The 25,628-nt window shown below is 70.5% G+C and carries 24 protein-coding genes; 13 read left to right on the top strand and 11 right to left on the bottom strand.

Annotated features, from left to right (window positions below; genetic code table 11):
* The first annotated feature begins 3 nt into the window (after positions 1-3).
* The gene (lpxL, locus tag ICG51_RS09100; protein ID WP_190280069.1) at positions 4-912 is read left to right on the top strand and encodes an LpxL/LpxP family Kdo(2)-lipid IV(A) lauroyl/palmitoleoyl acyltransferase; all 909 of its coding nucleotides are present in this window, start codon (positions 4-6) and stop codon (positions 910-912) included.
* Here the strand turns inward: lpxL and ICG51_RS09095 are convergent.
* The 6 genes from ICG51_RS09095 to ICG51_RS09070 all read right to left on the bottom strand — a co-directional run bounded on the left by ICG51_RS09095 (position 903) and on the right by ICG51_RS09070 (position 5,686).
* Positions 903-2,225 (bottom strand): O-antigen ligase family protein, encoded by a 1,323-nt coding sequence (locus tag ICG51_RS09095; RefSeq protein ID WP_190280068.1) that lies wholly within the window; start codon positions 2,223-2,225, stop codon positions 903-905. The genes lpxL and ICG51_RS09095 overlap by 10 nt on opposite strands.
* Positions 2,222-3,328, bottom strand: coding sequence for a glycosyltransferase (locus ICG51_RS09090; protein ID WP_190280067.1), 1,107 nt, complete (start codon positions 3,326-3,328; stop codon positions 2,222-2,224). The genes ICG51_RS09095 and ICG51_RS09090 overlap by 4 nt, the downstream gene beginning before the upstream one ends.
* Positions 3,329-3,344: 16 nt before the next feature.
* Positions 3,345-3,548, bottom strand: coding sequence for a zinc-finger domain-containing protein (locus tag ICG51_RS09085; protein WP_190280066.1), 204 nt, complete (start codon positions 3,546-3,548; stop codon positions 3,345-3,347).
* Positions 3,549-3,629: 81 nt separating this feature from the next.
* The gene (locus ICG51_RS09080) at positions 3,630-4,337 is read right to left on the bottom strand and encodes a pirin family protein (RefSeq protein ID WP_190280065.1); all 708 of its coding nucleotides are present in this window, start codon (positions 4,335-4,337) and stop codon (positions 3,630-3,632) included.
* 4 nt (positions 4,338-4,341) lie between these two features.
* Positions 4,342-5,052, bottom strand: coding sequence for a YceI family protein (locus tag ICG51_RS09075; protein ID WP_190280064.1), 711 nt, complete (start codon positions 5,050-5,052; stop codon positions 4,342-4,344).
* Between the two features lie 43 nt (positions 5,053-5,095).
* Entirely contained in the window at positions 5,096-5,686 is a 591-nt protein-coding gene (locus tag ICG51_RS09070; protein WP_190280063.1) for a malonic semialdehyde reductase, read from the bottom strand.
* 92 nt (positions 5,687-5,778) lie between these two features.
* On the opposite strand from ICG51_RS09070, the gene ICG51_RS09065 reads away from it, so the two are divergent.
* Positions 5,779-6,747, top strand: coding sequence for a mitochondrial fission ELM1 family protein (locus ICG51_RS09065; RefSeq protein ID WP_190280062.1), 969 nt, complete (start codon positions 5,779-5,781; stop codon positions 6,745-6,747).
* 100 nt (positions 6,748-6,847) lie between these two features.
* Here ICG51_RS09065 and glnE read toward each other — a convergent pair whose 3' ends face one another.
* A complete protein-coding gene (gene glnE / locus ICG51_RS09060; protein ID WP_190280061.1) occupies positions 6,848-9,631 on the bottom strand; it encodes a bifunctional [glutamate--ammonia ligase]-adenylyl-L-tyrosine phosphorylase/[glutamate--ammonia-ligase] adenylyltransferase in 2,784 nt (927 codons plus the stop codon).
* A 44-nt stretch (positions 9,632-9,675) separates the two neighbouring features.
* Between glnE and ICG51_RS09055 the strand changes: the two genes are divergently transcribed.
* On the top strand, positions 9,676-11,163 hold the full coding sequence (locus ICG51_RS09055; RefSeq protein WP_190280060.1) for an AAA family ATPase: 1,488 nt from the start codon (positions 9,676-9,678) through the stop codon (positions 11,161-11,163).
* Positions 11,164-11,176: 13 nt separating this feature from the next.
* Here the strand turns inward: ICG51_RS09055 and ICG51_RS09050 are convergent, their stop codons facing one another.
* The 4 genes from ICG51_RS09050 to groES all read right to left on the bottom strand — a co-directional run bounded on the left by ICG51_RS09050 (position 11,177) and on the right by groES (position 16,219).
* Positions 11,177-12,253 (bottom strand): hypothetical protein, encoded by a 1,077-nt coding sequence (locus ICG51_RS09050; RefSeq protein WP_190280059.1) that lies wholly within the window; start codon positions 12,251-12,253, stop codon positions 11,177-11,179.
* A 248-nt stretch (positions 12,254-12,501) separates the two neighbouring features.
* The gene (locus ICG51_RS09045) at positions 12,502-14,130 is read right to left on the bottom strand and encodes an NAD(P)/FAD-dependent oxidoreductase (RefSeq protein ID WP_190280058.1); all 1,629 of its coding nucleotides are present in this window, start codon (positions 14,128-14,130) and stop codon (positions 12,502-12,504) included.
* 107 nt (positions 14,131-14,237) lie between these two features.
* The gene (gene groL, locus ICG51_RS09040) at positions 14,238-15,875 is read right to left on the bottom strand and encodes a chaperonin GroEL (RefSeq protein WP_190280057.1); all 1,638 of its coding nucleotides are present in this window, start codon (positions 15,873-15,875) and stop codon (positions 14,238-14,240) included.
* Between the two features lie 53 nt (positions 15,876-15,928).
* Entirely contained in the window at positions 15,929-16,219 is a 291-nt protein-coding gene (gene groES / locus ICG51_RS09035) for a co-chaperone GroES (protein WP_190280056.1), read from the bottom strand.
* 148 nt (positions 16,220-16,367) lie between these two features.
* On the opposite strand from groES, the gene cutA reads away from it, so the two are divergent.
* The 10 genes from cutA to fis all read left to right on the top strand — a co-directional run bounded on the left by cutA (position 16,368) and on the right by fis (position 25,580).
* Positions 16,368-16,724 carry a divalent-cation tolerance protein CutA gene (gene cutA / locus ICG51_RS09030; RefSeq protein ID WP_223809418.1) on the top strand — a complete coding sequence of 119 codons (357 nt, stop codon included), beginning with the start codon at positions 16,368-16,370 and terminating at the stop codon, positions 16,722-16,724.
* A gap of 4 nt (positions 16,725-16,728) precedes the next feature.
* Complete coding sequence (locus ICG51_RS09025) at positions 16,729-19,077, top strand: protein-disulfide reductase DsbD (RefSeq protein ID WP_190280055.1); 2,349 nt, start codon at positions 16,729-16,731, stop codon at positions 19,075-19,077.
* Entirely contained in the window at positions 19,077-19,694 is a 618-nt protein-coding gene (locus tag ICG51_RS09020; protein WP_223809417.1) for a TlpA disulfide reductase family protein, read from the top strand. Before ICG51_RS09025 ends, ICG51_RS09020 begins: the two co-directional genes overlap by 1 nt.
* Positions 19,695-19,902: 208 nt before the next feature.
* Entirely contained in the window at positions 19,903-20,343 is a 441-nt protein-coding gene (gene aroQ / locus ICG51_RS09015; RefSeq protein WP_190280054.1) for a type II 3-dehydroquinate dehydratase, read from the top strand.
* An 80-nt stretch (positions 20,344-20,423) separates the two neighbouring features.
* Positions 20,424-20,900, top strand: a complete 477-nt coding sequence (gene accB, locus ICG51_RS09010; RefSeq protein WP_190280053.1) for an acetyl-CoA carboxylase biotin carboxyl carrier protein — start codon at positions 20,424-20,426, stop codon at positions 20,898-20,900.
* Between the two features lie 6 nt (positions 20,901-20,906).
* Complete coding sequence (accC, locus tag ICG51_RS09005; RefSeq protein ID WP_190280052.1) at positions 20,907-22,274, top strand: acetyl-CoA carboxylase biotin carboxylase subunit; 1,368 nt, start codon at positions 20,907-20,909, stop codon at positions 22,272-22,274.
* Positions 22,275-22,369: 95 nt separating this feature from the next.
* A complete protein-coding gene (locus ICG51_RS09000; protein WP_190280051.1) occupies positions 22,370-23,680 on the top strand; it encodes a hypothetical protein in 1,311 nt (436 codons plus the stop codon).
* Between the two features lie 63 nt (positions 23,681-23,743).
* Positions 23,744-24,673, top strand: a complete 930-nt coding sequence (gene prmA, locus ICG51_RS08995; protein WP_190280050.1) for a 50S ribosomal protein L11 methyltransferase — start codon at positions 23,744-23,746, stop codon at positions 24,671-24,673.
* The gene (locus ICG51_RS08990) at positions 24,670-25,182 is read left to right on the top strand and encodes a DUF3426 domain-containing protein (RefSeq protein WP_190280049.1); all 513 of its coding nucleotides are present in this window, start codon (positions 24,670-24,672) and stop codon (positions 25,180-25,182) included. Before prmA ends, ICG51_RS08990 begins: the two co-directional genes overlap by 4 nt.
* A gap of 134 nt (positions 25,183-25,316) precedes the next feature.
* Positions 25,317-25,580 (top strand): DNA-binding transcriptional regulator Fis, encoded by a 264-nt coding sequence (gene fis, locus ICG51_RS08985; protein ID WP_223809416.1) that lies wholly within the window; start codon positions 25,317-25,319, stop codon positions 25,578-25,580.
* Positions 25,581-25,628 lie beyond the last annotated feature (48 nt).

The following is a 25,628-nucleotide window of genomic DNA, read 5'->3' as shown; positions in this document are numbered from 1 at the left end:
CGCATGACTTCGACTCCACCCGACCGCCCGTCGTTCGCCCCGCGCCACTGGCCGGTCTGGCTGGGCGTTGGCCTGTGCATGGCGCTGGCGCGCCTGCCCTGGGGACTGCAGCGCGCCATGGGCGCCGCGGTCGGCTGGCTGGCACTGCGCCTGCTGCCGGACCGGCGCGAGGCCGCGCGCACCAACCTCGCGCTATGCCTGCCGGAACTGGATGGCCCCGCGCGCGAAGCGCTGCTGCGCGCCAACTTCCGCGACGTCGGCATCGGCCTGTTCGAATTCGCCCGCGCCTGGTGGGGCGAGGTCGCGCCGATGCGCGCCAGCGCCCGCATCGAGGGCTTGGAGATCCTCCAGCGCCTGCAGGCCGAAGGCCGCGGCGTGCTGCTGGTGTCCGGGCACTTCATGACCCTGGAATTGTGCGGCCGCCTGCTGTGCGACCACGTGCCGCTGGCCGGCATGTACCGCAAGCACCGCAGTCCGGTGATGGAATGGGCGGTGCTGCGCGGCCGCCTGCGCTATGCCAGCGCGATGTTCGGCAACGGCGATACCCGCGCGGCCATCCGCCACCTCAAGCGCGGCGGCGTGCTCTGGTACGCGCCCGACCAGGACATGCGCGGCAAGGACACCGTGTTCGCGCCGTTCTTCGGCATTCCCGCCGCCACCATCACCGCCACCCACCAGTTCGCACGCATGACCGGCTGCGCGGTGGTGCCGTTCTTCCACCGCCGCGAGGGCGCGGACTACGTGCTGCAGGTGGGCCAGCCGCTGTCGCCGTTCCCCACCGACGATGCGGTGGCCGACACCGCCGCGGTCAATGCGGCGATCGAGGCGATGGTGCGGCAGGCGCCCAGCCAGTACCTGTGGCTGCACCGGCGCTTCAAGCGCCAGCCGGACGGGCGCTCGCGCTACGACTGAGGCGGCACCGCCGGCGCCTCGCGGCCCCACAGGCTGCCGGCGTACAGGGCCGCCAGCAGCAGCAGCACGCTGCCCCAGAAGGTCGAATACGCGGCCAGATGGGTATTGAGCGGAAACACGCTGACCGCCAGCGCCAGCATCGCCGGACGCGCGCGTTCGCGCGCACCGGCATCGGCATAGCACCAGGCGCGCCAGCCCAGCGCGGCGCCGGCCAGCCACAACAACAGGCCGATGATGCCGGTTTCGCTGAGCACTTCCAGCACGATCTGGTGAGCATGGAAGGCGGCGCCGGTGCCCCAGGCCGCCGGTTTGCCCGGTTGCGGGTCGCAGGCGGGGAACTCATCGCGGAAGGCGCGCGGACCGACGCCATTGAGCGGATGCTCGCGCACCATGCACAGTGCCGCCGACCAGATCCGGCCGCGCCCGGACAGCGCAGCGTCCACGCCATCCGGCTGCGCGGTCAGCGCCAGCGTGGTGCGCTGCACACGCTCGCGCACCTGCGGCGACAGCGCATTGGCCGCCACCAGCATCAGCGCACCGGCCACGAACACCGCCATCAGCTTGCGCCAGCCGAGCGCGCGCCAGCCGGTCCACAGCAGCACCAGCCCGTAGGTCAGCCATGAGGCCCGCGAGCCTGCCAGGATCACCACCAGCCCGATCGCCGACGCCGCGGCCAGCCAGCCCAGCTGGCCCAGCCGCTGCCGCGCTGCCGCCAGCGCGAACGGCGACAGGCTGGCCAGCACGATGCCCAGCTTGAGGTTGCAGGGCCCCAGCACGCCCGCCAGGCGGTCCGCCGCCTCCGCTTCGCCGGCGGTGCACATGCCGTGGCCACTGACCGCATGCTTGGCCTGGTCCAGCAGCCAGAACAGCGGGCTGGTGCCGGTGCCCGCCTCGACCAGCGCGTCCAGCGTCCATGCCAGCGCGATGACCGCCAGGCCACCGAAGGTGCGGCGGCGGCCTGCCTCGCTGGCGACGGCCGCCGCGGCGACCCACAGGAACGGCAGGTAACGCAGGTCGGTCAGCACCTCGCTGAAGGCGTGTAGGCGATCGCGTGCGTCGATCGCGGCGATGAGTTCGGGCAGCCAATAGGCGGCGAACAGCACCGACGTCAGCGCCCACGCCGGCCCGCTAAGCAGCGCACCGCCGCCGCGGAAGCGGCTGCCGACCAGCCGCACCAGGCCGGCCAGCGCGCCCAGCACCAGCACCGCCTCGGCAATCCCGCGCGCCGGCCACAGGGCCACGAAGGTCAGGACCCAGGCAGGCGCCCAGCGCCATTCGGCCAGGCCGCCGGGCTGCATCGTCTGTGCGTTCATGCGTCCACCATCGTCCGGTACAGCGTCAAGGTCGCCTCCTGCATCGCCTGCAGGGTATAGGGCATCGCCGCTGGCGGCGATGGTGGTGCAGCCAGCAGCGCGCACGCGCGCGCGGCAAGCTGGCCGGCGTCGAAGGGCGCGACCGCGCCCGCCGGCTGCAGTTCGGCCAGCAGCTCACCAACGCCACCATGCGCCCAGCCCAACACCGGCCGGCCCACCGCCAGCGCTTCGACCACCGTGCGCCCGAACGCCTCCGGTTTGCGCGACAGCTGCAGCACCAGGTCGCAGGCCGCGTAGGCCTGCGCGATGGCCGCGGTCGGCGCGGTCATCGCCAGCATCGCCTCCACGCCAGCGGCGCGCGCCAGCCCCGACAGTTCCGTGACGTAGTCCTCGCGGCCGGCCTGGAGCGCGCCGGGCATCCACAGCCGTGCATCCGCGCCTTCTGCGCGCAGCGCCGCCAGCAGGCCGATAGCGTCGGCATGGCCCTTCAGGCGCGTACCGCGGCCCGGCAGCAGCAGCATCGGCCCATCCCCCCCAAGCTGCGGATGCAGCGCCGCGACCTGCGCACGCGCGGCGCGGTCCGGTAGCGGCGCGGGCGGGAACGCGGCCGGGTCGATGCCGCGCGGAACCACCACCAGCCGCGCCGGATCGACCTTGGGGTAATGGCGCAGCAGGTAGTCCCGCACCGTGCGCGACACGCAGACCACGCGCTCGCCGCGGGTCATGATCGCGCTGTAGCGCGACGGCGAATTGAGTCCGTGTGCGGTGGTGACGAAATGCGGCCGACCGGCATGGATTCCACGCAGCGCCATCCAGCCCAGCCAGGCCGGCAACCGCGAGCGCGCATGCACGATGTCGGCACCACGCAGCACCCGCCGCAACGCCGGCAGATGACGGAGGACCAGCGGCGATTTGCGCCCGATCGGCAGCAGCACGTGCTCGGCGCCCAGCGCCTGCAGCTGCGGCAGCAGCCGGCCGCCGGCGGACACGACCACGGCGCGATGCCCAGCGCGCACCAGCGCATCGGCGATTTCCAGGGTGGAACGTTCGACGCCGCCGGCTTCCAGCGCCGGCAGCAGCTGCACCACGGTCAGGCGGCGCATCGCGGGCGCCGCGGGCTCAGTCGACGAGGACGTAGACGCTGCCGCAGTACGGGCACTGGCTGCGCCCGCCATCCTCGACAATCGACAGGTACACCCGCGGATGCTCGTTCCACACCGCCATCGACGGCAGCGGGCAGCTCAGCGGCAACTCGGCGCGATGCACCTCGTAGGTCTGCTGGGCGCGGGCGGACGCGGGGGCGGGCGAAGCGGGCTGTGCCATGGCGAATGCAACGGGTTGCGGGAACCCGGCCAGTTTAGCGCGCATCCGCCATCCCCGCTGTCGCGGGGATGGCGGGCACGGTCATGCGGGGAGATCGAACAGCAGCACGTCGCTGGTTTCAGCAAGACCGCGCAGTGCCAGCGCACCACCCTCTTCGGACAGTCCCAGCGCATCGCCGGCGGCGAGCACGCGCTCGCCCACCGCAACCTCGCCGATGGCCACATGCAGCCAGTAGCGGCGCGCCGGATCCAGCGCCGCTTCCAGCGCGTCGCCCGGCAGCAGGCGGGTGGCGCGCAGGCTGGCGTCCTGGCGAATGCCGATGCTGCCGTCGGCGCCATCCGGCGAGGCCAGCAACACCCAGCGTCCGCGCCGCGCGTCCGGCGCGAAGTGCTTCTGGTCGTAGGCCGGCGCGTGGTTGAGCCGCGCCGGCTGGATCCAGATCTGCAGGAAGTGCACCGGCGCGGCATCCGAGCCGTTGTATTCGCTGTGCTCGATGCCGTGGCCGGCGCTCATCCACTGCACGTCGCCAGCGCGGATCACGCCGGCGTTGCCGGCGCTGTCCTTGTGCGCCAGCGCGCCGTCCAGGACCACGCTGATGATTTCCATGTTGGCGTGGCGATGCGGGGCGAACCCGCCGCCGGCGGCGACGGTGTCGTCGTTGATCACGCGCAGGACGCCGAAGCCCATCCACGCCGGGTCGTAGTAATGCCCGAACGAGAACGTGTGGTGGCTGTGCAGCCACCCCATGTCCACTTCGCCGCGGGCGCCGGCAGGGCGTTCGACGATCATGGCATCAGCCCTGCGCCGGCGCGGCGTCGGCGGCCGGCGCGTCGGCCAGCGTGCCTTCGGTGGTGATGCGCAGCTGCACGTCGTCGCTGACGTTCGGCGCGTAGGCGCCCACGCCGAAGTCGGTGCGCTTGATGGTGGCGGTGGCGGAGAAGCCGATCGCCTGCTTCTTCAGCATCGGGTGTTCACCGGCGCCGTTGAGGGTCACGTCCAGGGTCACCGACTTGGTGATGTCCTTGATGGTCAGGTCGCCGGTGACGGTCAGCTTGTTGGTGCCGGCGGCCGCCACGCTGGTGCTCTTGAAGGTTGCATTCGGGAACTTGCCGGCGTCGAAGAAGTCGCCGCTGGCCAGGTGCTCGTCCAGCTTGTCGACGAAGCTGTCGATGCCGGTGATCGGCATGGTGACCTGGACGCTGGACTTGGTCACGTCGGCGGCGTCATAGACCAGGGTGCCGTCGCTGATGCCGAAATGCGCGCTCGGCTGGGAGAAGCCGAAATGGGTCCACTGCGCCAGCACGTCGGTGTGGGTGGGGTCGAGCTGGTAGGTGCCGGACACCGCGGTGATCGCCTCGGCGACGGTTGCGGCTTCGGCGGGCGCCGCGACCGCGGCATCGGCCGGCGCTGCGGCGGTGGCGGCGGGCTCGGCCGGCTTGCTGCAGGCAGCGACGGCGGCGGCGATGGCGAGCGGCAACAACAGGTTGCGGATGGTGGTGTTCATGCGATGACTCCGGAATGGGCGGGAAGAAGAGACGGATGACGGATCAGGCGATGCGGCAGGCTTCGTCGAAGCCCAGGCGCGGGGAACGCGGGAAGATGCTGGCGGGGTCGCCGTGGCCGAGGTTGACCAGGATGTTGGAGCGGATCGGCGTGCCGGCGAAGAAGGCTTCGTCGACCTTGGCATTGTCGAAGCCGGTCATCGGGCCGCAGTCCAGGCCCAGCGAGCGCGCCGCCAGGATCAGGTAGGCGGTCTGCAGCGCGCTGCTGCGCATCGCCACCCACGCCAGGTCGGCTTCGTCGCGGTGCTCGAACCACGGCTTGGCATCGGTGTGCGGGAACAGCACCGGCAGCTTGTCGAAGAAGCGCATGTCGTAGCCGACGATGGCCACCACCGGCGCCTCCATGGTCTTCTTGAAATTGCCTTCGGACAGCGCCGGGCCCAGCTTGGCCTTGGCCTCGGCCGACTTCACGAACACGATCCGCGCCGGCGTGGTGTTGGCCTCGGTGGGGCCGAACTTCAGCAGTTCATAGAGCTGGTGCAGGGTCTCGTCCGAGACCTCGCCGGTGAAGGCGTTGTAGGTGCGGGCGGTGCGGAACAGCTGGTCGAGCGCGGCACCGGGAAGCGGCTGGGACATGGCAATCTCTGTATCGTGAGGGCGATGGCGCACAGTGTATGGTTCCACGGGCGCATGTAATGCAGCATATTCGGAACGAATAGATGCCAACCATGCAACGACGCTCCGCCGCGCCTCTCCCATCGGCAACCCTGGCGATCCACGACGGCCGCGCCGGCAACGCGCGCCAGGCCTTGGCGCTGGCTCATGCGCTGGACAGCCGCCCGAGTGAGGTCACGCTGCAACCGCGCGCGCCGTGGCGCTGGCTGGCCCCGCGACGGCTGCCCGGTGCGGAAGCCGCGCTCGGCCCGGTGTTCCGGACGGCCTGCAGTGCGCCGCCCACCGTTGCCATCGGCTGCGGCCGGCAGGCGGCGTTGGCCACCCGCCTGCTGCGCGCACGCGGCGCGAAGGCGGTGCAGATCCTCGATCCGCGCATCGCCAGCCGGCACTGGGACATCGTGGTGGCCCCCGCGCACGACGGCCTCCAAGGGGCCAATGTCATCGCCACGCTCGGCAGCCTGCACCCGGTCGACGACGACTACCTGCTGTGCGCGATCGCCGCATTCCCGTCGCTGGCCACCCTGCCCACCCCGCACAGCGTGCTGCTGGTGGGCGGCCCGACCCGCCACGCGCCGCTGGACGATGCCGACTTCGCGGCGCTGCTGCAGCGGCTGGCCGCGCAGGCACGGGCCGAAGGCGGCAGCTTCAGCGCTGTCGCCTCGCGGCGCACGCCCGTGGCCTGGCGCCACGCGCTGGCGGGCGTGGATCCGCACCTGCCCGGCCTGCGCTGGCGCGACACCGGCGACGGCGCCAATCCCTACGCCGGGCTGCTGGCCTGCGCCGACCGCATCGTCTGCACGCCGGACTCGGTGAACATGCTCAGCGAAGCCGCGGCCACCCGCGCGCCGCTGTACGTGTGGTCGCCGCAGGCTTTGCAGGGGCGCCCGCGGGCCTTCCTCGATGCACTCATCGGAAGCGCGCGCGCGCGCGCGCTGGACGATGCGCTGGCACCGTTCGCCGCCGAGCCGCTGCGGGAAACCGCGCGCGTCGCGCGGGAGATCCGCCAGCGTCTGGGCATGTAGGCGCACCGCAGGGGCGCGACGCGCCTTGCACGATTCCGATCCCGCGAGAGCGGTCATGCCCTTTCAGTGCGCTCCCACGAATCTGGGGGATGGATTCGGTTTACGCCGCGTCGAACGCCAGCCCCTGCGCCTGCACCGCCGCCACGATCGCAGCGCAGGCGCGCTCGATGCGTTCGTCGCGCGCCGCGCGGCGGGGACGGCGGTCGAGGGTGCAGCGCAGGCCGGTGTCCAGCAGCGCGGCATGCGCCTCGCGCAGCGCGGCGTGGGTAGCCGCGTCCAGACTGCCCCCCTGCAGCGCGGCTTCCAGCAGGGCGCTGGTGGCCCGCGGCGCCAGCAATCCGGGGCTCGCACCCGCATCGCGCAGCACCAGGAACTGCAGCAGGAACTCCAGATCGACCAGCGCGCCGTCGCCCTGCTTGAGATCGAGCATGACAGCATCACTGCGGTCCAGTTCGGCGCGCATCTTGCGGCGCATCGCGGAAACATCCTCGGCCAGCTTGCCGCCATCGCGCGGCTGCGCCAGCACCTGCGCGCGCAGGGCGTCGAAGGCCCCCGCCAGCGCGGCGTCGCCGGCGATCGCACGGGCGCGCACCAGCGCCTGATGTTCCCATGTCCACGCGCGGTTGCGCTGGTAGTCGGTGAAACTGGCCAAGCTCGATACCAGCAACCCCTTGGCACCGTCGGGACGCAGCCGCACGTCGACGTCGAACAACCGGCCGGCGCCGGTGCGCACGCCCAGCAGCGAGACGATCTTCTGCCCCAGCCGCGCGTACCAGCGCGGCGCATCCAGCGGCCGCGCGCTGTTGGACGTGGCGTCCGCGGGCGCATCGAACAGGAACACCAGATCGAGGTCGGAGCCGAAACCCAGCTCTTCGCCGCCCAGCGTGCCGTAGCCGAGCACGGCGAAGCGGCCGCCGTCGACGCGGCCGTGCGCGCCGCGCAGTTCGTCGTCGGCCAGCTGCAGCACGCAGGCGACCACCGCATCGGCCAGCCACGCCAGGTGGCGGGCGCAATTCTGCGCATCGATGCGGCCATCCAGCAGCGCCAGCGCGAAGCGGAAGCTCAGCGCCTGCCGCACTTCGTTGAGCGCATCCAGCGACGCCTCCATGTCGTTGTCGCGCAGCGCCGCCGCGCACTGGGCCTGCATGGTCGCGCGATCCGGCAGTTCGCCACCCACGCGCACGTCCAGCAGTTCGTCCAGCAGCAGCGGATAGGCGGCCAGGCGCTCACCCAGCAGGGCGCTGCGCGCCAGCGCGCTGGCCAGCCGCGCCAGTGCCGCCGGCTGCTCGTCCAGCAGCGCCAGGTAGCTGGCACGGCGCAGGATGGTGTGCAGCAGCGGCAGCACCCGGCGCAACACCGCATCGGGCGTATCGGAAGCGGCGGCGTGCTGCAGCAGCGCCGGCAGCACCCGATCCAGGCGCGCGCGCGCGGCGTCGGAGAGGTCGCGCACGCCTGGCGTGCGGGCGAAATCGCAGAGGCTGGCGTGCAGCTCGGCGGCATGCTCGAAGCCGACCGCCTCCAGCTGCGCGGCTTCGCCGTGCTCGGGCAGCGCCCGCCAGTAACTGGCGAGTTCGTCGCCACCGGAGATGCGGCGACGGCGCGGCGCCAGCAACGCGCCGAACTCCTCCGCCACCTTCGCCCGCTGCGCCGCCAGCGCGACATCCAGCGCCTGCCAGTCCGCATAACCCAGCCCGGCGGCGAGGCGCGCGCGCGCCAGCCCGTCCTCGGGCAGCGCATAGGTCTGCGCATCGGCCAGCATCTGCAGGCGGTTCTCGAGCCGGCGCAGGAAACGGTATGCCACCGCCAGTGCCGATGCCGCGTCGGTTTCCATGTGCCCCGCCTGCGCCAGCGCCTGCAGCGTCGCCAGCAGGTGTCGGCGGCGCAGCGCCGGCTCGCGGCCACCGCGGATCAGCTGCAGCGCCTGCGCCAGGAACTCGATCTCGCGGATGCCGCCCGGCCCGCGCTTGATGTCGCCGGCCATGTCCTTGCGCGCCACTTCCGCGGCGATCATCGCTTTCATCGCGCGCAGCCCGTCCAGCGCACCGTAGTCCAGATAGCGGCGATAGACGAACGGCCGCAGCGCATCGAGGAAGCGCTCGCCGGCGGCGATGTCGCCGGCCACGCAGCGCGCCTTCTGCCAGGCGTAACGCTCCCAGTCGCGGCCCTCGCGCTGGAAATACAGCTCCATCGCCGCGAACGACAGCGCCACCCGCCCGGCGTTGCCGAACGGGCGCAGACGCAGGTCGACGCGATGGCAGAAGCCATCCGCGGTCACCTCGTCCAGCAGTTTCGCCAGCTGCTGGCCCAGCCGCGCGAAGTAGTCCTGCGCATGCAGGCTGCGCGCGCCATCGGATTCGCCCTCGTGTTCGTAGGCGTAGACCAGGTCGATGTCGGAACTGAAGTTCAGCTCGCGCCCGCCCAGCTTGCCAAGGCCGAACACCACCAGCCGCTGCGGTGCGCCTTCGGCATCGCGCACGCTGCCGAAGCGCCGGGCGAAATCCGCCTCCAGCGCGTCCAGCGCCAGCCGCAGGCAGGTTTCCGCCAGCGCACTGCTGCCGGCGAGGACCGCCTCGACATCGGCGCACTCGACCACGTCGCGCCACACCAGCCGGGTCGATTCCGCCTGCCGGTAGCGGCGCAGCAGGCGCGCCCATTCGCCCTGGTTGCCCGCCTCCAGCATCGGCGCAGGCAGCGGGGCCGCCGCATCGGTCTGCAGCCGGTCCAGCAGTTCCGGCTGGCGGACGAGCGCATCGATGGCGAAGTCGCTGGCCACCGCCAGGCGCGCCAGCGCCGCTTCGTCGGTAATCGCGCAACCGGCCGCGCGCAGGCGCTGCAGGGCACGCGCGGACAGGGTCTGCATCTCGGCGGAAAACACATCGTCCATGCGCCGATTGTGGCATCGCCGACGCACCGCTATCGTGCCCGCCCATGAGCGAACTGCTGGACCTGGCCGCGCTGATCCGCGCGGAGACCCCCCTGCTGGTGATCGAAACACCCGACGAAGCGCGGGTGATGGAACTGTTCCGGCAGTCACTGATGCACGTCTGGCGCGCGCTGTATCGCTGGAGCGTGACCGAAGGCCTGCGCCGGGTGGACATGGACGGCGAGGACGAAAGCGGCTTGGCACCCGATCTCAGCGCCACCCTCAACGCAATGCGCGAGGCCAGCCAGCGCGGCGTCTACCTGCTGATGGACGCCACCCCCTACCTCGGCTACGCCAGCTACCAGCGCGCGCTGCGCGACCTCATACAGCGCCGCGGCAGCCAGCCGCACGTGATCGTGCTGGTGGGCACCAGGATCGAGCTGCCGGAGGCGCTGGAACCGTTCGCCGCGAGGTTCTCGCTGCGCCTGCCGGACGCCAACGCCCTGCTCAAGCTGGTCAAGGACGAAGCCCGCGACTACGCCGCGCAGAACGGCGGACGCCGGGTGGAGGCCGATGCCGATGCGGTCCGGCAGATCGTGCGCAACCTGCACGGCCTGACCCTGACCGACGCGCGCCGGATCGCCCGCCACCTGATCTGGCGCGACGGCGCGCTGGGCGCCGACGACCTGCCGGAGCTGGCGCGGCTGAAGTTCGAGCTGCTCAACAAGAGCGGCCACCTGCACTACGAATACGACACCGCGCGTTTTTCCGACGTGGGCGGCGCAGCGCGCCTGAAGCGCTGGGTGGAACAACGGCGCGCCGCCTTCGTGCAGGACCCGCCCCCGGCCGGGCTGCCGCCGCCGCGCGGCGTGCTGCTGCTGGGCGTGCAGGGCTGCGGCAAGTCGCTGCTGGCCAAGGCGGTGGCCGGCGGCTTCGGCGTACCGCTGGTGCGGCTGGACTTCGGCACCCTGTACGACAAGTTCCACGGCGAAACCGAGAAGAACCTGCGCACCGCGCTCGCGTCCACCGAACAGCTCGCGCCCTGCGTGCTGTGGATCGACGAGATCGAGAAGGCCCTGGCGACCGACGGCGGCGACGGCGATGGCGGGCTGTCGCGGCGGGTGCTGGGCTACCTCCTGACCTGGATGGCCGAGCGCAAGGCGCGCGTGTTCCTGGTCGCCACCGCCAACCAGGTGCAGCAGCTGCCGGCGGAACTGCTGCGCAAGGGCCGTTTCGACGAGATCTTCTTCGTCGACCTGCCCGATGCCGCCACCCGCGCGGAGATCTTCGCCCTGCACCTGGACCGGCGCCAGCTGGCCCGCGAACACATCGACCTGTCGGCGCTGGCCGCGGCGGCCGAGGGGTATTCCGGCGCCGAAATCGAACAGGTCATCGTTAGCGCGCTGTATGCCGCACACGCCACCCAGGCCGGGCTGGACACGCATGCGCTGATGCAGGCGATCCGCGAGACCCGCCCGCTGTCGGTGCTGATGGCCGAACAGGTACAGGCGCTGCGCGAGTGGGCGCTGCCGCGCACCGTGCCGGCAGACTGAGCACGCCGACCCGCTACTGCGGCGGGACCCACGGCACGTCGTCCTTCTGGTCCAGGTAGCGGATGCGCGTGGCCCGGCCGCTCTGCAGCACCAGCCCCTCGCGGGCAGGTGGCAGCAGTACCGCGGTGGGATGCGTGGTGTTGGCGCGATACAGCCACGACACCCCGCTGCGCAGGTCCACCAGCTCGATCTTGCCGGCGATCCGAGCGCTGCCGCCGGCCACGCCAGCCAGCACCAGCCAGTCCTCGCCGCGGGTGTGTATTGCCTGGTGCACGCCGAGCAGTGAACTGGAATACGCATGCTCGCGCCGCCAGGTGGCGACATCCCAACGCACGGTTTCGTGCTGGTGACCGCTGTACAGCGGCGGCACGTTGTCGCCCATCGCCTCGGAAAGCGCCGGCGAATGCTGCACGCTCACCAGCTTGCGGCCGTCATCGAGCAGCTTCACCGCCAACACGCCGCGACGTGGACCGTGCCCGTGTGGCGCGTGCGTACCGGCGATTTCCAGCCGGGCGCCGCCCTGCGGCTCCCGGTGCAGCCGCAGCAGCGCGATCAGGCCCTTGTCGGTGCCGGCGGCTATCAACCCGGACGCCTGGTCCCAGTCGAGCGCGGTGATCCCGCCGTCCGGCTGCAGGCGAAGGGGTGTGCCCACCAACATGCGTCGTGCATGGTCGTAGATGCGCAGCTCGTCGTAGCTGGCCAGCAGGTACAGCCCGCGCAGCGGCGTGGCGGACACCGCGCCCGGCAACCAGTCGGCGCCGCCGAAGGCATGCAGCAACTCGCCGGTGCGCGCGCTCCAGATTTTCGGCCCGTTCTCGCGCTCGACGATCTCACCCGCGTCGATGTTCCCGAACCCGGAACTGCTGATGACGATGCCGTCCTGCGGGCCGAACGCGATCCCCTGCACGCGCAGCGCATGCGCCTGCCGGGCGATGCGTGCATCCGGCCGGCGCACGTCCCACAGTTCCAACCTGCCGGATTCGCGGCCCACCGCCAGCAGCTTCATCTCGGGGGAATACGCGGCGACGCGGGCGTCGTCATCCAGCCCGCGGTTGGCGTCCACGAAGGACTGGGTGAAGTCCCGGCTCACGCCCGAACAGGCGGCCAGTGCAAACGAGAGCAGCAATCCACAGCAACGCAACATGGCTGGTGTCCCGGCAGATCCCGGATCGAACCGCTCCCGGGCCAGACCGCAGGCATAAAAAAGCCCGCTTCGACCGGAGTCTCTGCGGGCCTGCTCCCTCCCCCACGTCGGGACGCGGGCCGATCGTGAAGGATTCGTGAGGGTGTTTGCACGCTGCACTGCAAAAAAGGACCCATCGGTTCACGAATATCCCATCAATCGGGACGCGGCGAACGGCCCAGATCCTTGAGGATTTCACGCGCGGCGTTGCGCCCCGGCAGGCCGGTCACGCCACCACCGGGATGGGTGCCGGAGCCGCACAGGTAGAGATTTTCGAACGCACCGCGGTAATTGCCCTGTCCCAGCAGCGGGCGCGCGCTGAACATCTGGTCGAGGCCAAGCGCACCGTGGAAGATGTCGCCGCCGACCAGGCCGATGCGCCGCTCCAGGTCGAGCGGGCTCAGCGCCTCATAGCCCAGCACGCTGCGGGCGAAGTTCGGTGCGTAGTCGTTGACGGTGTCGATCATCAGCTTCGCCACCGTGTCGCGGTGCGCGTCCCAGCCGCCGTCCTCGTCGGCGATGGCCGGGTTCACCTGCTGGCAGAACAGGCTGGCCACGTGCTGGCCGGCCGGCGCCAGGGTGTCATCCAGGGTCGAGGAAATCACCACCTCGACGACAGGCTTGCGCGCCCAGCCGGGGTTGTAAGCGCGCGACTTGGCATCGAAATACGCCTGCTCGAAATACTGCAGCGACGGTCCGATCAGGATGCCGCTCTGGTGGTGCGGCTGCAGCCGGGTGCCCGGCATCGCGGTGAAGTCCGGCAGCTCGGACAGCGCCACGTTCATGCGGAAGGTGCCGGAACCGCAGCGGTAGCGGCGGATGCGCTGGGCGGTGTCATCGTCGAGCTGGCCGGGTTCGACCAGCTTGGTGTACAGCAGCTTCGGATTGAGGTTGCTGGCGATGGTCGCGGCGCGCAGCTCACGGCCGTCCGCCAATGCGACGCCGACCGCCTTGCCACCTTCCACCAGCAGCTGCGCCACCTCGGCATCGGTTTCGATGGCCACGCCGCGCGCCTCGCACTCCCTGCGCATGGCCTGGGTGATCGCGCCCATCCCGCCGATGGCGTGGCCCCAAGCACCCGCCTTGCCGTTCACCTCGCCGAACACGTGATGCAGCAGCACGTAGGCGCTGCCCGGCGTGTACGGACTGGCGAAATTGCCGACCACCGAATCCCAGCCCAGCGCGGCCTTCAGCGGCTCGCCCTCGAACCAGTCGTCCAGCAGCTCGCCGGCCGACTTGGTGAACAGGTCGAGCAGGTCGCGGCGGCCGCGCATGTCCAGCGATTTCAGCTGCCTGCCCACCGCCATCGAGTTCAGCCAGTCGGCCAGCACGAAGCGGTCGCTCACGTTCGGCGGCGTACGCCGCATCAGCTCGCGCAACACCACCACGATGCGGTCGAGCATCGCGTAGTACTCGGGCAGCCGCTGCGCATCGCGCACCGACCACTTCGCCACCTCGGCGTTCGTGTGCTCGCCGCCGAGGCGGAAGCTGCGCCCGTCCGGCAGCGGCAGGAAGTTGGCGTAGGGCCGCTCGACCACGCGCAGCCCGTGCTCGGCCAGCCGCAGGTCGCGGATCACCGCCGGGTTCAGCAGGCTGACCGTGTAGCTGGCCACGGAGTTGCGGAAACCGGGATGGAACTCCTCGGTGACCGCCGCGCCGCCAACCAGCTGGCGGCGCTCCAGCACCCGCACCTTCAGGCCTGCGCCGGCGAGATAGGCGGCGCAGACCAGCCCGTTGTGGCCGCCGCCGATGATGAGGACCTCGTCGTGTTGCTGGATTGGCATGCGCATCGTCGCTGACGGGAAGAAACCCGATCATCCACGGGGTGCTAGAAAAACGAAAGGCCCGCCGAAGCGGGCCTTCCGGTGTCACGTTGTCGCGGTAGCGCGGATCAGAAATCCATGCCGCCCATGCCGCCCATGCCGCCGCCCGGCATCGCCGGCTCGTCCTTCTTCGGCAGCTCGGCCACCATGGCTTCGGTGGTGATCATCAGGCCGGCGATGGAGGCCGCGTTCTGCAGCGCGGTGCGGGTGACCTTGGTCGGGTCCAGGATGCCGAACTCGATCATGTCGCCGAACTCGCCGTTGGCGGCGTTGTAGCCGAACGCGCCCTTGCCTTCGGCGACGCGGTTAAGCACCACGCTCGGCTCGTCGCCGGCATTGGTGACGATCTCGCGCAGCGGGGCTTCCATCGCGCGCAGGGCGATCTGGATGCCGTGGTTCTGGTCTTCGTTGGCACCCTTCAGGTCCTTGATCGCGGCCTTGGCACGGATCAGGGCGACGCCGCCGCCCGGGACGATGCCTTCCTCGACCGCAGCGCGGGTGGCGTGCAGGGCGTCTTCGACGCGCGCCTTCTTTTCCTTCATCTCGACTTCGGTGGCGGCACCGACCTTGATGACGGCCACGCCGCCGGCCAGCTTGGCCACGCGCTCCTGCAGCTTCTCGCGATCGTAGTCCGAGGAGGTCTCCTCGATCTGCGCCTTGATCTGCTTGATGCGCGCCTCGATGCCTGCGCCTTCGCCGGCGCCGTCGATGATGGTGGTGTTCTCCTTCGAGACCTGCACCTTCTTGGCGCGGCCGAGGTCCTTGATCGTGGCCTTCTCCAGCGACAGGCCCACTTCCTCGGAGATCACGGTGCCGCCGGTCAGGATGGCCATGTCTTCCAGCATCGCCTTGCGGCGGTCACCGAAGCCCGGCGCCTTGACCGCGCAGACCTTGACGATGCCGCGGATGGTATTGACCACCAGCGTCGCCAGCGCCTCGCCTTCGACCTCTTCCGCCACGATCAGCAGCGGCTTGCCGGCCTTGGCCACGCCTTCCAGCACCGGCAGCAGGTCGCGCACGTTGGCGATCTTCTTGTCGTGCAGCAGGATGAACGGGTCGTCCAGCTCGGCCTGCATCGACTGCTGGTTGTTGACGAAGTACGGGCTCAGGTAGCCGCGGTCGAACTGCATGCCCTCGACCACGTCCAGCTCGTTCTCCAGGCCCGAGCCGTCTTCGACGGTGATCACGCCTTCCTTGCCGACCTTGTCCATCGCCTGCGCGATCAGGTCGCCGATGTTGGCGTCGCTGTTCGCGGAGATCGTGCCGACCTGGGCGATTTCCTTGTTGGTCGAGGACGGCTTGCTGATGGTCTTCAGCTCGGCCACGGCGGCGGTCACGGCCTTGTCGATGCCGCGCTTCAGGTCCATCGGGTTCATGCCGGCGGCGACCGCCTTCATGCCCTCGCGGATGAACGCCTGCGCCAGCACGGTGGCGGTGGTGGTGCCGTCACCGGCGTTGTCGGAGGTCTTGGACGCGACTTCCTTGACCATCTGCGCGCCCATGTTCTCGAACGCGTCGGACAGTTCGATTTCCTTGGCGACGGAGACGCCGTCCTTGGTGATGGTGGGCGCGCCGAAGCTCTTCTGCAGCACGACGTTGCGGCCCTTCGGGCCCAGCGTGGCCTTGACGGCATTGGCGAGCACGTTCACGCCGCGCACCATGCGCACGCGGGCGTCTTCGCCGAAACGGATATCCTTGGCAGCCATTGCGATTACCTCAGTAAGTATTCAGTGGGATGAGGGTGGGAAGCGACGCGCGATCAGCCGAGGATCGCGAACAGATCGTCTTCCTTGACCACCAGCAGCTCGGCACCGTCCAGCTTCACTTCCGTGCCGCTGTACTTGCCGAACAGCACCTTGTCGCCCACCTTCACCTGCGGCGCGCGGACCTGACCGTTGTCCAGCACCTTGCCGGTGCCCACGGCGATCACTTCGCCCTTGATCGGCTTCTCGGTGGCGCTGTCGGGGATGACGATGCCGCCCGCGGACAGCTTCTCTTCTTCCATGCGCTTGATGACCACGCGGTCGTACAGCGGCTTGATGCTGGACATGTGCAACCTCTGCAAATGATTGATTGAACGGGGAAAACCCGGAAATTTTAGCAGTCGGACGTGACAACTGCCAACGCCAGGGACAAAAACATCCCGGGGCCGGGATGGCAGGGAGATGGGGCGCCGCGGGCGGCTTTCAAGGGGGGCCATGCCAGATCGCCCGGCGGGCTACCCTGTCGGCATGGACGTCCTGCTCTGCCTGTGCACTTGCCCCGACCCCGCCACCGCCGGTCGCATCGCCGAGGCCCTGGTGGAGGAACGGCTGGCCGCCTGCGTGAACCTCCTGCCCGGCCTGCAGTCGGTGTACCGCTGGCAGGGGCAGGTCCAGCGCGACGCCGAAGTACTGCTGCTGGTCAAGACCACCCGGCAACGCTACCCGGCGCTGCAGGCGCGGCTGCCGCAGCTGCATCCGTATGAACTGCCGGAGTTGCTGGCGGTCGAATCCGTCGCCGGCCTGCCCGCGTACCTGCAATGGGTGGTCGAATCGACCCGTCCAGTAGAATGACCCGATGATCGGATTGACCCTCCGCCTGCGCCGCTGGCTGGCCGCGCAGGCCCTGCTCGCGGGCCTGCTCGCCGCCTCCCCGGCCATCGCCGCCGACTTCGAGCTGCCGCCGGTGGATGAGGTGTTCGTGCTGTCGGCGCAAGCCACCGCGCGCGACCGCATCGAGGTGCGCTGGAAGATCGCCGACGGCTATTACCTGTACCGGCATCGCACCTCGGTGAAGGTGGGCGCCGGATTGGCGGAGCCGCGCTTGGCCCTGCCGGATGGCAGGAAGCACCACGACGAGTTCTTCGGCGACGTCGAGACCTACCGGACGCAGCTGGTGGGGGTGGTGACCGGCGTCCCGGCCGCGACAGCCACCGGCGTGGCGCTGACGGTGAAGTACCAGGGCTGCGCCGATGCCGGCGTCTGCTATCCGCCGCAGACCCGCACGCTGAGCGTGACGCTGCCGCAGGCCGAGGCGGATGGCGGCTTCCTGCCGGGCCGAAAGGCCGGCGGCGGGTTGTTCGGCCTCGGCAACCGCGGCGCCGCGGGGGACGCCGCGCCGCTGCCCGCTGCACAGGCCTTCGGCAGTGACCTGATCGCGCTGGACGGCAACACCCTGCTGCTGCGGCTGACCCCCGCGCGGGGCTACTACCTGTACCGCGACAAGCTGTCGGTAAAGCTGGAAGGCGCCGCCGGCCTGTCGGTGCAGCTGCCGGCGGCGGCGAAGCTGCCGGCGGCCACGCCCTACCGCGACGAGCACTTCGGCGACGTGGCGGTGTATTTCGACCAGGTCGAGATCGCCCTGCCGGTGGCGCGCACCACCGCCCTCGCCGCCAGCGGCACTCTGGTGCTTGGCCTGCAGGGCTGCCAGGACAACGGCATCTGCTATCCGCCGATGACCCGGCGGCTGGCGTTCTCGCTGCCCGCGGGGAAGCCGGCAGCCGTCCCCGATAACACTGTGTCCGGCAACAGCGGCCCTGCCGCACCGTTGCCTGCGCAGGGAACGACGCCGGCCGACACGCCGCTTCCGGCTGCGGACACGGCAAATTCTGCCGCAGCCACCACGGCTGCCATGGAAGCCGCCAGCGGTGCCACCGCCGCCGGAGGCACATCCCAGCCCGCGCGCGAAACCCCGCCGCAGCGCCGGACCCCCGGCCTGCTGGCGGCGCTGCTGCTGGCGCTGGGCGGCGGCCTGATCCTCAACCTGATGCCCTGCGTACTGCCGGTGCTGTCGCTGAAGGCGCTGTCGCTGGCGCAGAGCGGCGCCGGCCGCGGCGAGGCGCGCCGGCACGCGCTGGCCTATACCGCGGGCGTGCTAGCCTCGATGCTGGCGCTGGGCGCGCTGGTGCTGGCGCTGCGCCATGCCGGGCTGGCGCTGGGCTGGGGCTTCCAGCTGCAGCAGCCGCTGGTGCTGGCCGGGCTGGCACTGGTGATGTTCGCACTGGGGCTGTCGCTGTCCGGGCTGTGGCAGGCCAATGTCGGGCTGGGCCAGCGCACCGGGGCGCTACTGCGGGGCGACGGCATCCGCGCCGACTTCTTCACCGGCGTGCTGGCGGTCGTGCTGGCCACCCCCTGCACCGCACCGTTCATGGGCGCGGCGCTGGCCTATGCCTTCACCGGCCCGACCGCCGGCGCGCTGCTGGTGTTCCTGATGCTGGGGCTGGGGCTGGCGCTGCCGTTCCTGCTGATCGGCTTCGTGCCGGCCTTCGCCCGTCTGCTGCCGAAGCCGGGCGCGTGGATGGAGACCCTCAAGCAGCTGTTGGCCTTCCCGCTGTACGCCACCGCGGCTTGGCTGGTGTGGGTGCTGGCCAAACTGCGCGGGGCCGACGCGACCGGGCTGTGGCTGGCCGCGGCCATCCTGTTGGCGCTGGCCGCGTGGGCATGGATGCGCGCGCGCAGTGGCGGGCCGCGCGGCTGGCAGGCGCTGGCCTTGCTGGCGCTGCTGGCGGTCGGCTGGCCGCTGGCGAAACTGCACGCCTTGCCGCGGCCGCAATCGACCGCCGCCACCGCGCCAGCCGGCATCGCCAGCGTGGCCTGGTCGGAACAGGCGCTGGCCGACCTGCGCGCGCAGGGCCGACCGGTGTTCGTCAACATGACCGCCGACTGGTGCGTGACCTGCAAGGCCAACGAGAAGACCGTGTTCGCCCGCGAACGCTTCCGCGGCGCACTCGAAGCCGCCAACGCCGTCTACATGGTCGGCGACTACACCGACGTCGACCCGGCCATCACCGCCTACCTGCAGCGCCACCGCGCAGTCGGCGTGCCCCTCTACGTGGTGTATCCGCGCGGGGGGGGCGATGGCCGCATCCTGCCCACCCTGCTGACCCCCGGCATGGCGGAAGACGCGCTGCGCGAGGCCGCGCGCTGATGCCGTCCAACCGCGCGGTGCTGGTGGTGGCGCTGCTGGCGGCGATCGCAGGCGCCGGCGCCAGCCTGCTGTTCGAACCCACCATCGCCTACCGGCTGGCCGGCACCGAGGTCGGGCAACAGGTCCTCGACGCCTCGCTGAAGGCACGTGCGCCGGCGGCGCCGGCGGGAGTCACCATCGCGGAAAAGGGCGGCATCGTGCCGGCCATGACCCTGCCGGATCCCGATGGCAAACAGGTCGCCATTCCCGCCGCTTGGGCCGGGCGTACCACCCTGGTCAACCTGTGGGCGACGTGGTGCGCGCCTTGCCTGAAGGAAATGCCGGACCTGCAGGCATTCGCCGACGCGCAGGGCGCCACCGGCGTGCAGGTGGTCGGCATCGCCCTGGACGATGCCGCCGCGGTGGCGGCGTTCCTGCGCCAGCACGGCATCACCTATCCGGTGCTGGTGGATGCCGCCGGCCCCGCCGACGCCGGCGTGCGACTGGGCAATCCGGCTGGCGTGCTGCCCTATTCGGTGCTGGTGTTGGCCGACGGGCGCCTGTTGAAGACCCGGATCGGGCCATTCACGGACGCCGCCGACATCGCCGCGTGGACGGGCGCGGCATCCACGCGTTGACTACGGGTTCCGTGGCAATGTGTCCGCGGAGCCCGTCGTCCGCCGCCAAGAACACGGCGCTTGCGGCGAAGCGGCTCGCTACCATTTAGAGCCGCCGCTCCAACATCCGATTAAAACCCCGTTATCCGGCAAAAGTTCGCCGAACTGGACAGCATCCACCTTTCGCGGGACACTGCGCGCCTGTTTTCCGGGGCACCCGACCCAATCGATGGCAACCCTGCTGCTCCTGCACGGCCCCAACCTCAACCTACTCGGCAGCCGCGAGCCGGAGGTGTACGGTCACACCACGCTGGCCGACATCGATGCCGACCTGGCGGCGCGCGCGCAGGCGGCCGGACATGTGCTGCACAGCTTCCAGTCCAATGCCGAGCATGCGCTGGTGGACCGGGTGCAGGCCGCCCGCCTGGATGGCACCGCCTTCATCCTGATCAACCCCGCCGCCTTCACCCACACCTCGGTCGCGCTGCGCGACGCGCTGGCCGCGGTGGCCATCCCCTTCATCGAGATCCATCTCTCCAACCCGCACGCCCGCGAGCCGTTCCGCCAGCACAGCTATTTCAGCGACAAGGCGGTGGGCGTGATCTGCGGCTTCGGCGCGGACTCGTACCGCTACGCCCTGGACGCCGCGCTGCAGCGGCTGGCCCGCTGAGCCCGGCGACACCGTCTTTCCCCATTCCATCCCCGGCGCGGCGCCATCAACGCCGCCGGACCCAAGCAAGAGGACCCGTCATGGATCTGCGCAAGATCAAGAAACTCATCGACCTGCTGGAAGAGTCGAACCTCGCCGAAATCGAGATCAAGGAAGGCGAGGAGTCCGTGCGCCTGGCGCGCGTGCCGAAGGGCACCCAGATGGCCGCCCCGGCGCCGATGGTGCAGCACGTCGCCGCACCCGTGGCGGCGATGCCGATGCATTCGCCGGTGCAGGCCGCCACCGGCGGCAGCCCCAAGCCCGCCGACCCGGAACTGCCGGCCGGCCACGTGATGCGCGCGCCGATGGTGGGCACGTTCTACGCCAGTCCGGCCCCGGACAAGCCGGCCTTCGTGTCGATCGGCCAGGCGGTCAAGGCCGGCGACACCCTCGGCATCATCGAGGCGATGAAAATGTTCAACCCGATCGAGGCCGAGGTCTCCGGCACCGTGCTGGCGATCAAGTGCGAGAGCGGCCAGCCGGTGGAATTCGACCAGCCGCTGTTCGTGATCGGATAAGCGACCATGCTCGAAAAAGTCGTCATCGCCAACCGCGGCGAAATCGCGCTGCGCATCCTGCGCGCCTGCCACGCGCTGGGCATCCGCACGGTCGCGGTGCACTCCACCGTCGACCGCAATCTCAAGCACGTGGCCATGGCGGATGAGTCCGTGTGCATCGGCCCGGCGCCGTCGGCGGAGAGCTATCTCAACATGCCGGCGATCATCGCCGCGGCCGAGGTCACCGACGCGCAGGCCATCCATCCCGGCTACGGCTTCCTGTCCGAGAACGCCGACTTCGCCGAGCGGGTGGAGCAGTCCGGCTTCATCTTCATCGGTCCGAAGGCCGACACCATCCGCCTGATGGGCGACAAGGTGGAGGCGATCCGCGCGATGAAGGCCGCGGGCGTGCCCTGCGTGCCCGGCAGCGGCGGCCCGCTGGGCGACGATCCGGCCACCAACGTCAAGATCGCGGCGGAGATCGGCTATCCGGTGATCGTCAAGGCGGCCGGCGGCGGCGGCGGTCGCGGGATGCGCGTGGTCCATACCGAAGCCGCGCTGGTCAACGCCATCGCCACCACCAAGCAGGAAGCCAAGGCCGCGTTCGGCAACGACATGGTCTACATGGAGAAGTTCCTGGAGAACCCGCGCCACGTGGAAATCCAGGTGCTCGCCGATGGCCAGGGCAGCGCCATCCACCTGGGCGAACGCGACTGCTCGATGCAGCGCCGCCACCAGAAGGTGGTGGAGGAAGCGCCGGCGCCCGGCATCACCCCGGAGCAGCGCGCGGAGATCGGCAAGGTCTGCGTGGAAGCCTGCCTGCGCATCGGCTACCGCGGCGCCGGCACCTTCGAGTTCCTGTTCGAGAACGGCCGCTTCTACTTCATCGAGATGAACACCCGCGTGCAGGTTGAGCATCCGGTGACCGAACTGGTGACCGGCATCGACCTGGTGCGTGAGCAGCTGCTGATCGCCGCCGGCCACCGGCTCTCGATCAAGCAATCCGACGTGGTGCTGACCGGCCACGCCATCGAATGCCGCATCAATGCCGAGGATCCGGACACGTTCTTCCCCTGCCCCGGCCTGATCCAGCACTTCCACGCCCCGGGCGGCCCGGGCGTGCGGGTGGATTCGCACATCTACGAGGGCTACCGCGTCCCGCCGAACTACGACTCGATGATCGGCAAGCTCATCGTCCACGGCGCCGACCGCGCGCAGGCGATCGCGCGGATGCGGGTGGCGCTGAGCGAAATGGTGGTGGACGGGATCAAGACCAACATCCCGCTGCAGCAGCGGATCCTGGCCGACGGCGGTTTCTCGCAGGGCGGCCAGAACATCCATTACCTGGAAAAGCGGCTGGCCGAGCGCAAGGAAAAGGCACTCTCGCTGCTCTGATCAGCCCGGCACGGGGCCGGCGCGTGCGGGCGATGTCCGCTTGCGCCGGCTTTTTCCGCTGTATCCGGAAGCCACCGCCGCTTCCGGAGCCCGTCATGCGCCGCGCCACCCCGCTGATCACCCTTGCCGCCACGCTGCTGGCGCTGCCCGCCGCCAGCCAGCAGGGCAAGGCGCCCCCCACCAACCTCTACATCGACGTCGCCACCCACAACATGGCGGGCATGCCGGACATGGGCGCGATGATGGGGGGCCTTGGCGGCTTCATGGCCAAGCGCATGGGCGGCAACGAGGCCTTCAAGCCGACCTACCCTTCCACCCGCGCGGCCGGCATGACCGGCCAGTACCTGGACATCGCGCTGCATAACGCACTGAAGCCCGGGGTGGAGGCGCAGGACCAGGTGCCGTCGGGGCTGAACCTGGGCAGATCGCTCACCCTGCTGCCGCCGGAGCCTGTCCGGCAGGACAAATCCACGCTTGAGGCGGGCACCGTGCCCGACGTGGAGCTGACGATCCGCGAGTACTGGGGCTGCGGCGCGGCGGTGCGGCCCGGCCAGCCGAAGCTCGCCAGCATCCGGGTCAAGGGCGGCCTGATCAATCCGAAGAAGGGCGCCGCGGGCATGGCCGGGATCAGCGTGGAATCCAGCGGCAGCCTGTCCAAGGGCCTGTATGTGCCGGACCGCGACATCGACCTCAAGCCCGGCTTCGTCTACTGGCCGAATCGGCAGCATGGCCGGCAGGTGCCGGCCGGCGCAAGGCTGGCCGGAGGCCACCAGATCACCGGCAGCGGCATCCCTGCTTCGATGTCGTTCAACGTGGACGAAGCCGCCGACTTCATGCCGAAACTGGGGCTGCGCGCGCAGGGCGACGCGGCCGACGCGGTCTCGCTGGCATGGCCGTCGGTGACCCGCGCGCGCGCCTACTTCATTACCGGCATGCGCATGGAAATGGCCAGCGAACGGTCCTACACCCTGACCGTGTGGAGCAGCGCCGACGTGGCCGGCGCTGGCAGCGAACTGCACGCCTACCTGACCGGCGGCGCCATCGACAAATGGCTGAAGCAGAAGATCCTGCTGCCGGCCTCGGCCACCAGCTGCGTGGTGCCCAAGGGCATCTTCGCCAGTGCCGCCGGCGGCGAAGCCGGGATGGTGCCGGCCATGCTGATGATGACCGCCTACGGGCCCGAGCACTGGATCACCTACCCGCCCAAGCCGGCCGATCCGAAACAGCCGTGGAACCCGGAATGGAGCGTGCGGCTGCGCGCCAAGTCCACCGCCACCGCGATGCTGGGCCTGGACTTCGGCGAAATGGGCATGCCGCAGGAGCAGGACGAAGGCGACGGCGGCAAGACGCCGCCGCAGAAGCGCCCCAACATGAAGGGCCTGCTGAAGGGCCTGCTGGGTGGCTGAAGCGCCCGCGCAGCCCGCAGTGAACCTGCGAGAATGGCGGGACCGCCACGCGCCGTCCCCACCATGCCCTACCTGCAGTTGACCCTTCCCTGCACCGAAGCCCGGCAGCCGCGCGTGGAACGCGCGCTGGAAGACGTGGGGGCACTCGCGGTCACCCTGCAGGATGCGCACCTGGATGCAGCCGACGAACAGGCGATCTTCGAGCCCGGCGTCGGCGAGATTCCGCTGTGGGACGAGATGACGCTGACCGCGCTGTTCCCGGATGAAACCGATGCACTGGTGCTGCTGGCCGCGCTGGACGCGTTCGATCCGGGGCTGGACTGGACCCGCGCACGCTTCGACAAGGTCGAGGACCAGGACTGGGAACGCGCCTGGCTGGACATGTTCCAGCCGATGCGGTTCGGCGCGCGCTGCTGGATCGTGCCCTGGGATCATCCGCTGCCGGAAGAGGCGCAGGCGCCGGACGCGGCCATCGTGCGGCTCGATCCCGGCCTGGCGTTCGGCTCCGGCACCCATCCCACCACCGCGCTGTGCCTGCGCTGGCTGGACGGGCTGGCCGCCGGCGGCGAACTGCAGGGCAAGGCGGTGCTCGACTTCGGCTGCGGCAGCGGCATCCTCGCGCTGGCCGCGCTGAAGCTGGGCGCCGCGCGCGCGGTCGGGGTGGACAACGACCCGCAGGCGATCACCGCCACCCACGACAACGCGCAGCGCAACGGCGTGACCATCGACGTGCACCTGCCGCAGGACGAGCCCGTCGCCACCTACCCGGTGGTGGTGGCCAACATTCTCGCCTCGGCGCTTGACGCGCTGGCCGAGGCGCTGGCTGCGCGGACCGCGACCGGCGGCCGCATCGCCATGTCCGGCATCCTCGCCGGGCAGGAGGGCGAGCTGCTGCTGCGCTTCGCGCCGTGGTTCGATGCCCTGCAGGTGTCGCGTGAGGAAGACTGGGTGCGCATCGACGGCGTGCGCAACGCCAGCCCGGTGCAGGGATGAGTCGCGCACCCAGCTTCGTCCTCGCCGGTTCCGCCACGGCCAACCGCCAGCGTGGCGAGTGGCTGGCGGCAGCAGTCCTGGTGCTGGTGCTGCTGGCGCAGCTCGGCTGGCTGCAGCGCGACCGCCTAGCCGCCAGCGCGCAACTGCGGCCGCTGCTGGAAGCGGCCTGCGGCGCGCTGGGCTGCACCCTGCCGGCCTGGCGCGAGCCCGCCGCGTTCACCCTGCTCTCGCGCGACGTGATCGCACCGCCGGATCGTCCCGGCGTGCTGCGCGTGCAGGCCAGTTTCCGCAACGATGCGCACTGGCCACAGCCATGGCCGGCGCTGCGCCTGACCCTGTCCGACCTCAACGGCCGCACCCTCGGTACGCGCCGCTTCCAGCCGCACGACTACCTGCCCGCTGGCAATGCGCGCAGCGCGCGGATCGCGCCCGGGCAGGCCAGCCAGATCGCCTTCGACATCGCAGAACCGGCGGCAGGCGTGGTCGGCTTCGACTTCCGCTTCGAATGAGCGAAGCGCGAAGTCGGTCAAACTTGCCAGCGATGAATGGGCGCGGGCACTGACGCCCACACAAGCACCGCGCTAGACTCACTTTGCCGTCCCGCGCGCGTTCGATGCCGGCGGTCTGCCCGAGGGATCCTCCGTTGACGCTTTCCGAACACCGCCAGGACGCCGCGCCGCGCGCGCCGTTGCGAGAGCATGTTGCCGACTCCGTGCGCCGCTACCTGCGCGATCTGGACGGCTGCGACATCGACGATCTGTACAGCATCGCCCTGCGCGAGCTGGAAATCCCGCTGTTTGCCGAAGTGCTGCGCCACTGCGAAGGCAACCAGAGCCGCGCCGCCACGATGCTCGGCATCCATCGCGCCACCCTGCGCAAGAAGCTGCGCGACTACGGCATGGGCTGAGCGGGGCTGCGGGCGGAACGGGGCGGCGCCGTATAATCCGCGCTTCCC

The sequence above is a fragment of the Thermomonas sp. XSG genome, from assembly GCF_014678725.1.
In the GTDB taxonomy this organism is placed as follows: Bacteria; Pseudomonadota; Gammaproteobacteria; order Xanthomonadales; family Xanthomonadaceae; genus Thermomonas.
This window is presented reverse-complemented; position numbering and strand designations above follow the sequence as displayed.